The following is a 12,087-nucleotide window of genomic DNA, read 5'->3' on the forward strand; positions in this document are numbered from 1 at the left end:
GAGAGGATAATGAATAAAAAATTCGCTCTTGCAGCGTCTGTTTCTCTTATTTTTGTTGCTAACTCTGCGTCTGCGGCGACTACCGCATCCGGTGGTTCCATCAATTTTACCGGTTTTATTACAGATGCCACCTGTACTATTAATAACGGTAATGCGAACATGTCGGTATTATTAGATCCAATCACGGTTAAGCAGATCAGCGGACAGGGTGCTATCGATGAAGGGAAAAAAGCATTTTCCATTGAATTATCAGACTGTAACGCCAGTGATAAAGACAGTAAATCACTGCATATTAATTTTGCATCCACTAATCTGATTTCCAATAACGGTAATTATCTGATCAATCAGGAAACTGATGAGAAAGGTAATCCTAAAAATGTCGGGATTGCACTGACCTCACAGAAAACGAATGAAGTCATTAATTTAAATATGCCATATGATACTAAAATTGCAGCCACCGGCGGCGCTATGCAGTTTTACGCTAAATATTATAAAGTCGGCAGCGAACCAGCTCAGCCCGGTAAAATTAATACCATGCTGACATATAACCTGTCTTACTTCTGATATTTTCAGGCCTCTTTTAATAAAGGGGTCTGATTTTTTGAAAATACACATCATGAAAAAAATAATCTTAACATTGTTGTTATTAACGATGACATTTGTCAGCCGGGCAAATGTTATTATTAATTCCACCCGTGTTATTTATCCGCAGGGCAGCAAGGAAGTTCCGGTGCAATTATTTAATACCGGAACACAGCAGGCATTAGTGCAGGCGTGGATTGATGACGGCAATGCCGATTCCACCCCGGAAACGGCCAATGTTCCGTTTATTCTGACACCGCCGGTGGTGAAAATCGACGGCAAAAATGGTCAGCAGTTGCGGGTGAAAATGACGCCGGTACAGCTTCCTGCGGACAGAGAATCTCTTTTCTATCTGAATTTACTGGATATTCCGCCACTGCCGGAAAACAGTGCAGATAAAAATATGATGCAGATTGCTATCCGCTCACGCATCAAACTGTTTTACCGTCCTTCCGGTCTGACCCTGAGTGCGGATAAAGCCCATACCCGCCTGACGTTCACCCGTGACGGTCAGCACTATATTCTGAAAAATGACTCTCCGTATCATATTAATATTCTCGGCCTGAAAGAGACCGCGAACAACCGTGATCTGGCGGAAGAAGGCACGATGATTGCACCTTACGCTCAGTTTACCCTGCCTGCCGTATCCGGATTACCGGCCGGGAATCACTATGCACTGACACTGATCGACGATTTCGGTGCCATCAATACCTATCCGCTGTCACTGAACTGAACAGCCGCCTGATGTCACGTTATATCTGCCGTTTTCCCGTCCTTGTTTCACTGTTGCCGGTGCTGTTCAGCACACCGGCAGCCGCGGCCGGATTTAACACCAACTTCCTTTACGGCGATTCTGCCAAAGCAGATCTGTCCCGTTTTGATCGTAACGATACTCTGCCCGACGGCGAATACACCGTTGAGATCAGTGTAAACGGCGAATGGAAGGGACGCTTCCCCCTGCGTCTGCAACAGAGCGGACACACCATTCTGATACCGCAGGATGATGTGCCGAAACTGGGGCTGCGTAACACAACTCCGCCGCCGCAGGCAGATGAAGAGGGTTATATCGCGCTGAGCAGTCTGATACCGCCGGACAGTTACACCCTGAACACCGGGCAGTTTCAGCTGATGCTGAATGTGCCGCAGGCCATGCTGAATAGTGTGCTCAAAGGGTATGTCGATCCGTCCCTGTGGGATCAGGGCGTTAATGCCGCAATGGTCAGTTATAACGCTAACTATTATCACGCCGCCAATAAACGTGACGGCAGTGATAATGACAATGCGTATCTGACGCTGAGCAGCGGTCTGAATCTGGCCGGCTGGCAGTTCCGCGATCAATCTTCCCTGACCTACAGCAGCGGGCAAAGTACGAAGTGGAATACCAACACCCGCTATCTGCAACGGGGCTTTCCGGCGATCAAATCTGATTTCCGTGCCGGAGACAGCTACACCTCCGGAGATCTGTTCGACTCCGTCCGTTTCCGCGGTGCGACACTGAAAACAGATATGCGCATGTATCCTGATACCTGGCAGGGTTTTTCCCCGGTGATACGCGGCGTGGCGCAGACAAACGCACTGGTAAAAATCTATCAGGACTCGCAGCTTATCTGGCAGCAGAGCGTTCCCCCCGGCCCGTTTGTGGTCGATTCACTGCTCCCGACCGGCTCCGGCGGGGATTTACAGGTCGAAATCAATGAAGCGGACGGGCAGATCAATCACTTTATGGTGCCCTTCTCCGCCGTTCCGAACATGTTAAAAGAAGGTCTTTTTAACTATGAGCTGAATGCCGGTGAAGTTCAGCTGACAGATAATGCTTACCATCCGGATTTTGCACAGCTCAATATCCGGTACGGCATTAACAATACGCTGACCGGCTACGGCGGCATGATTGCGGCAAAAAATTATCAGGCGTTTCTGCTCGGCAGCGGCTTTAACCTGCCAATCGGCGCGTTGTCGCTGGATGTCACACACTCTGATGCCCGGTTTGATCAGGACATGCCGCGCTACCGGGGCGAAAGCTACAAAGTGGCCTACAGCCGGTTTATTCATCAGACCAATACCAATTTTTCCCTGGCGGCTTACCGTTACTCCACCAGCGGCTATTTCAGCCTGACTGACGCGGTACAGTATCAGGAACTGCTCAACCGGCAGGCGTCCGCCGGTGAGATATCACCGCAGTCACAGAGTTACCGCCAGCGCAGCACCTTTAATATCAATATCAACCAGCGGATCGGCGCGGATTACGGCTCGGTGTATCTCGCCGGTACGCTGCGTGATTACTGGGGCGGTCAGGACAGCACCCGCGAATATCAGCTGGGTTATGCCAATAACTGGCAGGATATCAATTACACCCTCAGTGCGGGCCGGACCCGTTACAGTAAAGACAGCAGCAATCCGGCAGGCAGCAGTAATAATGAAGAGACACGGATTAACCTGACACTCTCTGTCCCGCTGACGGTATCCGGCCGCAAAGTGTACCTGACCGCAAACAGCATGATAAAAGACAGCCGTTATCAGAGCAGCAATATCGGTCTGAGCGGCACCGCCGGGCAAAGTAATGCTCTCAGTTATAACGTCAATGCCGCTCATCAGCAGGCCGGTGGCACAACCTTCAGCACCAGTGCCGCTTACCGTGCGGCCCCGGCGACACTGAATGCGTCTTACAGTGAATCCGGCCGTTACCGCCAGCTCGGCGCCGGTGCCACCGGCAGCCTGGTGGTCTGGTCCGGCGGTATTCTCACCGCCAATCAGCCGGGGGAAACCTTTGCCATTGTGAATGTCCCGGGCACCGCTAATGCCATCGTCAACAATGACCGTAATGTCACCACCAATACACAGGGACAGGTACTGGTACCATACCTGTCCGCCTACCGCAAAAATGCGCTGATCCTGGACGCCTCACAGGCACCGGAAAATGCAGCTGAACTGCTGGGGAATGTGCAGGATATCGTGCCTTACGCCGGTGCGGTGACACTCGTGAATTTCAGAACAGATAACCGGCAGGAATTTTATCTGCACGCGGTACGTCATAACGGAAAACCTCTGCCGTTCGGAACGGAAGTCACTGACGGAGACAATAACAGCATCGGTTATGTCGGGCAGAACAGCCTCATATATATAAGAAGCGAAACACAGCCTGCGCAGATTAATGTCCGCCTGACGGATACGGACAGCGGTTACTGCCGCATCACACTCACGCCGGGTCCGCAGAGCACACCTCTGCGCTGTGCGGAATAAGGAGGCATCACCGATGCTCAGAAAATCGTATCTTTTTACCGCGCTGCTGGTACTGCTGACCGGTTATGCACAGGCGGAGTGCACCAACGACGGCAATAAACAGGCTCCGCCGCTGATCGCCGATCTGTCAGAAACCTTTTACCGTCAGACGGAAACGACGCTCAATTTCAATACCCGCTACAGCGGGGAATTCAGTTGCAACGCACGCAGCAACAGTGTCTCCAACGCCTCTTATCTGCAAAAACGTTCGGTGGTGGTCGGTTTTCAGAACGGACGTTATCCGGTCGAGTTCCGTGTGATCGATATCCGTCCGGACAACACACAGAAATTCGGTTACAGCAGAAATCCGTATCCGGCAGATCGCCTTCAGACAAGTTTTACACTCAGCGCCCGGGTCATGCCGCAAAACTCACGCAGCGATGTGACCGTTCCCGGCAGTCAGTACCGTTTTGACGGTGCGGTGATAGCGGCAGACACCACGCGGATCGGACTCATTTCATTTTTTATCCGCCTCGGATTCGATATCATCAGTTATCTGCTCAGCGGTCACTGGCCGGAGCATAACGAAGATCTGTTCCTGCAACCGCTGGATGTCATTTATCAGCCGCGTGAAACGACCTGCACCTTTAATAATGCAGATTTATTGGTCGAACTGCCGCAAATCGACAGAGCGCAGCTGCTGCGCAATAAAACCGCCGGGATGACCCGCTTTTATCTGGATATCTCCTGTCATGATCGCCTGAACGGCCGTACCAGCCGGCCGGTGAAAGCCTACCTGGCCAGCAATCAGGTCTGGCTGCGGGACATGAAAACCCTTGTGGATACGTCACCGGGTGCGGCGCAGGGCGCAGGTATCCGGGTCGGCCGTTATGCGGATACCAATGACAACAGCGCGCTGGTGATCACCCCGCCGGGACGGCAGCCACGCGCAGATTCCTACCTGTTTGAATGGGGAAAGGACAAATTTATTGAAGTAAACAATGGCTTCAGTCTCTGGGCATATTACTATGTTTATGATGCTTCCCGGCTCAGTGCAGGCCGTATCAATACCACTGCAATCCTCAATTTTGAGTATTACTGACCACAAATTTTGATAAAAATATCCGGCAAAAATCGCGGGAAAGAGGCAAAACAGGGCGCGGCACGACGTAAAAAACATTAATTTCCCGGATTATTCCGCCATTTTTACTAAAATCGGCCGCCATTTCATGTCCGTTTTAACTTACTAATAGACATACATAAAATCAGGAAACAGGATTTTATCCTGTCAAAGCATTCCCCATTAATATTAAACGATGGATAATAAGGCTGGCCTTGGATTTTGTATTTTGCTAGTATTCGTTCGATTTTTGTTCAGACAATAAAACGAGGAAAAGGCAATGCCCTCTCATACGATGAGGACAAATGCAGTCTTCGCTTTCTTGATTTTACTATTCTTTACCGGTTCGGGCTTTGCCTCAACCAGTACCACGACAAGCTTGCCGTATTCGTCTCAAAACAAGCAGTTGCTGAAAACACTGCCTGATTTGAAGAAATACGCGTCAGGTACACCCCGTAAGAAAGCGTTTTTAAATGCCATTGTCCCTGCGATTGACAAAGTGAATCGCGAAATCATGAATGACCGCACCTGGTTACTGGAACGCCGGAATGCCAAACACTGGTCACAGAGTGATATTGCAAAGCTCGGAAAGCTTTGCCGGAGCTATGATATGACATGCAGCTCGCCTAAGCGCACCAACTGGAACGCGCTGCTGAGCCGTGTCGATATCCTGCCCACCCACTTCGTTGCCACACAGGCGGCAACCGAGTCAGGATGGGGAACATCAAAACTGGCTCAGTCCAACAATAACCTTTTTGGTATGCGTTGCGGACGGGGCTGTAGTGCCAAAGCCGGACAGGTTCAGGGCTACTACGCGTACAGCACTATTGAGGATAGTGTCACTGCTTATATGAAAAATCTGAATACGCACCGTGCTTATAATTCACTGCGTTCAGAAAGGGCAAAACAGCGTCTGGGTGATGATGACTCACTGAGTACACCGGAACTTATCAGTCAGCTGGAAGGTTATTCGCAGAAGGGAGATGCTTATAACCGTTACCTCCGCCAGATGTATGACAGTAACAAAAAACTGATCACATCGGCACAGAAGGTCGCCCAAAACACATAATTGCTCTGTTCACTGCAACAGGCACCCGAAAACCCGCGCTAATCCGAGTATTACGCGGGTTTTTTTATCGCATCTCATCATTCTTATTGAATCGTGGTTGATAACTTATATTATACTCAGCACGCTAATTATGACATTTTCAACAAGCCTGCACAGAGCCTGATATGAATTTCTTTTCATTTGAATTCCTTGCCTCCTTTACTGCTTTTTTTCTGATTTACTGGCTCTGTCAAAAAAAGACCCGTTTACAGAATATTCTTTTAATTGCAGCAAGTTACCTGTTTGTTTTCTCATTTCAGGCAAGCTTCGCCTATGTGCTGGCCGGTTATACCCTGTTCATTTATCTGCTGACCAATATTCTGAGCAGCCGCCTGTCCGCACGGGCCATATACAGCCTGCTGGCAGCAGGGATCATCGGCTGTTTTACGGTTTTCAAATACTACGGATTTATGCAGGAATCCCTGCAAAGCGCGCTGCTGCAGGCCGGTGTCGAGGTTGAACTGCCGGTGCTCTCCGTGCTGGCTCCGCTGGGCTTATCATTCTACGCGTTTCATTCTGTCAGCTATGTGGTGTCGGTCTGCCGCAAAGAGATTGAAAAAGCGCCATTTTGGGATGTGGTACTCTATCTCTGCTTCTTCCCGAGCATTGTCGCCGGGCCGATAAACCGCGCCAAAGCCTTTATGCCGCAGGTGCAGGCGGCCTCACGGGAAATCATTGATTACAGAAAAGCGCTGCTGCTGATCACGCTGGCGATGGTAAAACTGTTTTTATTCAGTGCTTATCTGTCGGAAAACTTCGCCAACCCGGTCTTCAGTTCACCGGTCAATTACAGTGCCGGTGAGATTCTGGTGGCCGTTTACGCCTATGCCTGGAATATCTATTTTAACTTCTCCGGTTACACCAACCTGGTTACCGGGATTGCCATGCTGCTCGGGTTCAGGGTTCCGCTGAACTTCAATGCACCGTATCTTGCCACCAACCTGAAAGAGTTCTGGGCACGCTGGCACATCAGTCTTTCCACCTTTATCCGTGATTATATTTATATCCCGCTCGGCGGTAACCGCAAGGGCTGGCTGCGGATGAACCTCAATGCCTTTATCGCGATGGTGATTTCCGGGATCTGGCACGGTGTCGGACTGCCGTTTATCATCTGGGGTGCACTGCACGGGCTGGGGATTGTGCTGATGAATATCAAACACAAACTGCTGCCGCCGCGCACTGATCCGGCAGAGACTCTGTGGCAGAAAACCGGGGTCTGGATCGCCCGGATTTTCACTTTCCATGTGCTGTGTCTGACCTGGATTTTCTTCCGCAGCGCCACCCTCAGTGATGCGGTCACCATGCTGACTCAGCTGACTGCTGACGGCTTTATTGCCTCAGTGACGGCCAGCGCACCGCTGATTATCGCTTTCTGGCTGCTGCTGATTATCTATCCGCTGTGCGTCAGTCTGTATCACCGCGCCGGACACTATTACCGGCGGATCTCATGGGTCTGGTATCCTTTACCGCTGGCACTCTTTATGACGCTGGTCTTTATTTTCTCTCCTTCAGGAATGCCGGGTTTTATCTATGCGAATTTTTGATTTTACAGAAAATCTCGAGCGGGCACTGAAGGTCGTCTTTATTGTGCTGACAGCGACCGTGGCACTGGTCTGGCTGAATCAGAACCCGCTGGCCCGTTACTGGGAACAGACCTACCACCAGCCTGCGCCGTGGGCGAAGCTGGAGGGGCATTACGGATGGGATCTCGGGGGTTACCTTCAGGAAGGCGTGGTGGCCGCCGGAGAGACGCTGTGGACGTATGCACAGGGCAATCATATTGTTGAGGAAGCAGAAGAGGCAGTTCCCGGCAATACGGCATTCCCGGAAGAGTTTCAGGTGGGGCTGCATTTTATCAACGGCTACCGTTATCCGGCTGCCGCGCTGTCAGTCACCTTCCCTGAACTGCTGAACCGGGAACGTCCGGCCATCGCCGGTTCTGTGCTGAAGCTCAACCCGGAACAGGTGGCACAACACATCCTGACGAAAAAGACACCGAAATCCGTTATTGACCTGGCCGCCGGGGATAAAGTTTTCTTCGCGGGTGATTCCCTCATGCAGGGGGTCGCGCCTGTGTTACAATCCCGTCTGGCCAAAGCCTACGGCATTGAGAGTATCAACCTCAGCAAACAGAGTACCGGCCTGACGTATCCGAAGTTTTTTAACTGGCCGGAGACTATCAGAACCACTCTGGCAGCCAACCCGGATATCCGCCTGCTGGTGGTGTTCCTTGGCCCGAATGATCCGTGGGACATGCCGCCGGAGGGTGGCGGGCGTTATCTGCGCTTTAAGTCGCCGGAATGGGAAGCACAGTACCGCAAGCGGATTCAGGATATTCTGTTAACAGCCCGGATACAGGGTGTGGACGTCATCTGGATCGGACCGCCGAATATGCGAAAAGATAAGCTGTCGGATGGTGTACACTATCTGAGTGGTGTTTATCAGACGGAAATTAACAATGCCGGTGAAATCTGGCTGTCCGCGAATACCATTTTCAAATATCAGGATAATATCTATTCAGACTACCCCGGTGACGGCAGCAGCAATATCAAGCTGCGCAGCGGTGACGGTATTCACTTTACCTACAAAGGTCAGAAAGCCATTGCTGACACGGTATTTGATCTGATTAAATTTAATGCTGCGCCGGAGGAAACCCCGGCGGCGCAGGAAAACACAGAAACACATGATGAAACAACAAAAACGCCCGTCGTGGCCCCTTAAGCTGGCCGGAGCCGGAGCCCTGTTTGCCGCAGCGCTTTCCCTGCTCTCCTGCCAGAACACGCAGGATAAACCGTGGATACAGCCGGAGACACCGGCACCGGTGTCGCGCAATGATCTGACCAACTACGGCGATCCGAATCTCAGCCGCCTGGCACACCGCCTGCGGGACCCGTCCGCGCGTGTTCATATTGTCCAGATTGGTGACTCTCACACCGCGGCGGATTTTTTCTCCGGCACGCTGCGTGATAAATTCCAGGCGCGTTACGGCAATGCGGGGATTGGCTTTGTGCCGCCGAGCATTATTGCCGGGCAGCGCACAGCAAACTTCGTCTTCACTGAGCCGAAAAAACAGTGGTCATTCCTGACCAGCCGTAAAGATGATGCACCAAACTTCCCTCTGGGCGGTTTTATTATTTCGCCGCTGACCCCGCACAGCACCCTGACGATGAAAGAGCGCAATCCGTCCTCTTATCAGTATGATATGCAGGTGCTGTACCAGACCGGTTATCCGGCCTCCGTTGCGGTACGCGGCGGCAGAGGCGGCACGCTGAACCTGACGCCGTCCTCAGAATGGCGTTTTTCTGACAGTGTGCCGGTGACCTTCCCGGCAGACATCACCGCGAATGAGAAGAGCCCGCTGAATATCGGCGGCTGGTTTATTACCCGCAATCATCCGGGTGTGATGCTCTCATCTGTCGGTATCAACGGTGCCACCATCGCCATGACGGAAAAATGGCAGCCGCAGTGGGTGAATACCCTGGCGCAGACCGATCCGGAAATGGTGATCCTGGCTTACGGCACCAACGAAGCCTTTAATGATACGCTGGATTTGGATCTCTACCGTCAGCAGCTGACCAATGTGGTGCGCAATATCCGCAATACCATGCCGGATGCGGTGATCCTGCTGGTCGGCCCGGGCGACAGCATCAAGAACAAAACCGCACCTGACTGCCGTTCACAACAGCCGGCCAATCTGCACAATGTAATGCAGATCCAGAAGTCTGTCGCGAAAAATGAAGGCTTACTCTACTGGGACTGGCAGCAGTTCATGGGCGGCGACTGTGCGATCAACAGCTGGGTGCTGCGTGATCTCGCACGGCCGGATAAAGTCCATCTCTCCGGTCCGGGTTATGAGAAGAGTGCCACCGCACTCTATAACGCGCTGGAAGCCCTGCTCAGTCAACAGTAACCCGCTACTCCGCAGATAACTGATTATCTGCGGAGTCTCTCCTCTCAGCCGTTTACGCTGTGTCCCAGAACCCCGATCATGGCATTCTCATTCACAAACTGAATCATTCCGTTATCTTTATCGGTCAGTTCCAGCTCTTTATCATTCTCTGACGGCACCACAATAATAAAACGGCTGCCGTTACGCTCCGCATTCTTGCGGCAGGTACTGATCCGCATCCCCGAACAATCATTTTTAATGGTGAACTGCGGGAACAGTGTGCGCAGACGACGGCCGACTATCAGCGCGTGTCCGGCGGCACGGGTGTTTTCCGGGATCAGCACCACATCGGTTGCATTCTGACGCAGCAGTTGTTTGTGGCATTTGCGGATCAGGAAAATAATCGGATCGAGCATAAAGGCAAAACCGCTGACCGCCATCTGTTTATCGAGCAGATGTGACGCGCTGGCATCATAGCGCCCGCCGCGGCATAACAGTTCATCGTGACTGTCCGGATGGGTGGTGCGCCATTCAAACAGGGTATGGCAGTAATTATTCACCGGATACAGCTCCGGCGTTACGCTGTACGGAATTTTCAGGCGGTTAAGGGATTCAAGTAACTGACGGAAGCGGGCGGCGGATGTTTCAGAGAGAAACTCACTGAGCCGGGGGGCTTTTTTATTGACGATATCCAGCAGCTTGTGCGGTACGGATAATAACTGCTCCGGTTTATCTTTCAGTCTGGCCAGCCACGGCTCCTCAAAGAACGGCAGAAACGGCTGATAATAGTCTCTCAGTGCCTGACGGAAACAGCTGAACTCTTCTTCACTGCCCGCGGTATTTATTTTCAGTTCAATATACGGCGTAAGATGCAATGAGCTGAAAAAATCATACTGCATTAAAATATGCTCCAGCTCGATATCAATATTATCGTAGCCGAAGGCTTCCACACCAATCTGGTGATATTGTTCAAAATCCTGCTTCTGTCCGGCCACATTGCGGAACATCGCACCGATATACCATAACTTACTTTTCGACTGTAAACGCTGATGCTGTGCAATCACCCGCAGGCAGCCCATCGTCCCCTCACCGCGCAACAGTGCCGGATGACTGCAATTGAGCTTAGGTCCGTTATGGTTATCCTCTGCGAATGCGGCCGTATTCTTCATATGGTCATCCCAGTATTCCAGCAGCGGAAAACGGATTTCCTGATAACAATAACGTGCCAGCAGTTTAGAGGCGCGGTTCTCCAGCCAGATCCAGTCCGCCACATCATTACTGTAATGTTTGCGCGGCCGTCCGCTCTGATGCGGGCGCACGGTCCGGTTCACTTCAAATTCCAGTTTCTGGCAATACTGATTCGTGCCCAGTACGCAATTCTGATTCAGACAGATTTGGATTCGCTCAATAACTGACGGGCTGATGGTGGTATATAAAAAATGCTGGTAATGGATACCACGCTCTTCCGGTGTTTTTCCTAATTGTAAATAACACTGGTGTTCAGTCATTCTCGGAATAGTACATTCCCCGGCGTTATGAGCATAGCTTGAATAATTTAAGTTATGTCTGTCATTATATTCTGACTGGTCGGATGTGAGTGTATCAACATATTGAGAGACCAAAAGAAAATAGGAATTTGCTTCAATCAGACAACTGTTATAACGCCGATCCCATAATGCACCGCTGCGCTGATATTTATTATTGTAATAAGGAACATACTGGCGTCCGATGTGTTGAATGAAGCGGCTTAAATCTTCTTTTGATTTTGGTGTCAGCAGCAATAATACGGTATCAGCCTGAAGTGAATATGCATGAAGCTCGCAATTGTATGATTCTAAAGACCTGTCAATACAGGTCAGAAAGCGGGCGTAATCATTCTCTTCCTGAAAGAGCTTTTCATGATTGTGCCCGTTAAGTTTAATCAGCTGTGGTAATCCCGGAAAATAAAGGCGCTCTCTTCTTGGCATAGGTCAGCGCTCCAATCGCTAAAAGTAATCAATTTATCTAATGAGTAATATAATACAAAACCGGTTTTGTTATTTTAACTCATATCATAAAACCCGTTTTTATTTCTGAATGCCATTATTTTTTATCGTATTGAAAAAAGTATATTTATTTTTTACTTAACCTGTTTGTTCATTCCCGCATGACAAAAGTAAAATAATAACCACA

At 50.6% G+C, this 12,087-nt stretch carries 9 protein-coding genes and 1 pseudogene; 8 read left to right on the plus strand and 2 right to left on the minus strand.

What is annotated here, in order from left to right:
* Positions 1 to 9 precede the first annotated feature (9 nt).
* The 8 genes from JC793_RS17000 to JC793_RS17035 all read left to right on the plus strand — a co-directional run bounded on the left by JC793_RS17000 (position 10) and on the right by JC793_RS17035 (position 9,936).
* The gene (locus tag JC793_RS17000; protein WP_218426783.1) at positions 10 to 564 is read left to right on the plus strand and encodes a fimbrial protein; all 555 of its coding nucleotides are present in this window, start codon (positions 10 to 12) and stop codon (positions 562 to 564) included.
* Positions 565 to 730: 166 nt separating this feature from the next.
* A complete protein-coding gene (locus tag JC793_RS17005) occupies positions 731 to 1,315 on the plus strand; it encodes a fimbrial biogenesis chaperone (RefSeq protein ID WP_431739821.1) in 585 nt (194 codons plus the stop codon).
* An 11-nt stretch (positions 1,316 to 1,326) separates the two neighbouring features.
* Positions 1,327 to 3,819, plus strand: a complete 2,493-nt coding sequence (locus JC793_RS17010; protein WP_218426785.1) for a fimbria/pilus outer membrane usher protein — start codon at positions 1,327 to 1,329, stop codon at positions 3,817 to 3,819.
* 13 nt (positions 3,820 to 3,832) lie between these two features.
* Complete coding sequence (locus JC793_RS17015; protein ID WP_054426245.1) at positions 3,833 to 4,900, plus strand: fimbrial protein; 1,068 nt, start codon at positions 3,833 to 3,835, stop codon at positions 4,898 to 4,900.
* A gap of 298 nt (positions 4,901 to 5,198) precedes the next feature.
* Positions 5,199 to 5,987 carry a protein bax gene (locus JC793_RS17020; RefSeq protein WP_046894667.1) on the plus strand — a complete coding sequence of 263 codons (789 nt, stop codon included), beginning with the start codon at positions 5,199 to 5,201 and terminating at the stop codon, positions 5,985 to 5,987.
* A gap of 164 nt (positions 5,988 to 6,151) precedes the next feature.
* The gene (locus JC793_RS17025; RefSeq protein ID WP_046894668.1) at positions 6,152 to 7,570 is read left to right on the plus strand and encodes an MBOAT family O-acyltransferase; all 1,419 of its coding nucleotides are present in this window, start codon (positions 6,152 to 6,154) and stop codon (positions 7,568 to 7,570) included.
* Positions 7,557 to 8,747: an SGNH/GDSL hydrolase family protein gene (locus JC793_RS17030; protein ID WP_218426787.1), complete on the plus strand. Its 1,191-nt coding sequence runs from the start codon at positions 7,557 to 7,559 to the stop codon at positions 8,745 to 8,747. Before JC793_RS17025 ends, JC793_RS17030 begins: the two co-directional genes overlap by 14 nt.
* Complete coding sequence (locus JC793_RS17035; protein WP_247717273.1) at positions 8,710 to 9,936, plus strand: SGNH/GDSL hydrolase family protein; 1,227 nt, start codon at positions 8,710 to 8,712, stop codon at positions 9,934 to 9,936. Before JC793_RS17030 ends, JC793_RS17035 begins: the two co-directional genes overlap by 38 nt.
* A gap of 44 nt (positions 9,937 to 9,980) precedes the next feature.
* On the opposite strand, the gene JC793_RS17040 is transcribed toward JC793_RS17035, so the two are convergent.
* Positions 9,981 to 11,423, minus strand: coding sequence for an ATP phosphoribosyltransferase regulatory subunit (locus JC793_RS17040; protein WP_243847067.1), 1,443 nt, complete (start codon positions 11,421 to 11,423; stop codon positions 9,981 to 9,983).
* Positions 11,424 to 11,576: 153 nt separating this feature from the next.
* Positions 11,577 to 11,882 (minus strand): annotated as a pseudogene (locus JC793_RS19670) (transposase); the annotation flags it as partial.
* Between the last annotated feature and the right edge of the window lie 205 nt (positions 11,883 to 12,087).

Source organism: Morganella morganii (assembly GCF_019242955.1).
Lineage (GTDB): Bacteria > Pseudomonadota > Gammaproteobacteria > Enterobacterales > Enterobacteriaceae > Morganella > Morganella sibonii.

Bases quoted from the DNA above. Each gene is read 5' to 3' on its own strand.
- JC793_RS17000 (WP_218426783.1), top strand. From the start codon at position 10: ATGAATAAAAAATTCGCTCTTGCAGCGTCTGTTTCTCTTATTTTTGTT.
- JC793_RS17010 (WP_218426785.1), top strand. From the start codon at position 1,327: ATGTCACGTTATATCTGCCGTTTTCCCGTCCTTGTTTCACTGTTGCCG.
- JC793_RS17015 (WP_054426245.1), top strand. From the start codon at position 3,833: ATGCTCAGAAAATCGTATCTTTTTACCGCGCTGCTGGTACTGCTGACC.
- JC793_RS17020 (WP_046894667.1), top strand. From the start codon at position 5,199: ATGCCCTCTCATACGATGAGGACAAATGCAGTCTTCGCTTTCTTGATT.
- JC793_RS17025 (WP_046894668.1), top strand. From the start codon at position 6,152: ATGAATTTCTTTTCATTTGAATTCCTTGCCTCCTTTACTGCTTTTTTT.
- JC793_RS17030 (WP_218426787.1), top strand. From the start codon at position 7,557: ATGCGAATTTTTGATTTTACAGAAAATCTCGAGCGGGCACTGAAGGTC.
- JC793_RS17035 (WP_247717273.1), top strand. From the start codon at position 8,710: ATGATGAAACAACAAAAACGCCCGTCGTGGCCCCTTAAGCTGGCCGGA.
- JC793_RS17040 (WP_243847067.1), bottom strand. From the start codon at position 11,423: ATGACTGAACACCAGTGTTATTTACAATTAGGAAAAACACCGGAAGAG.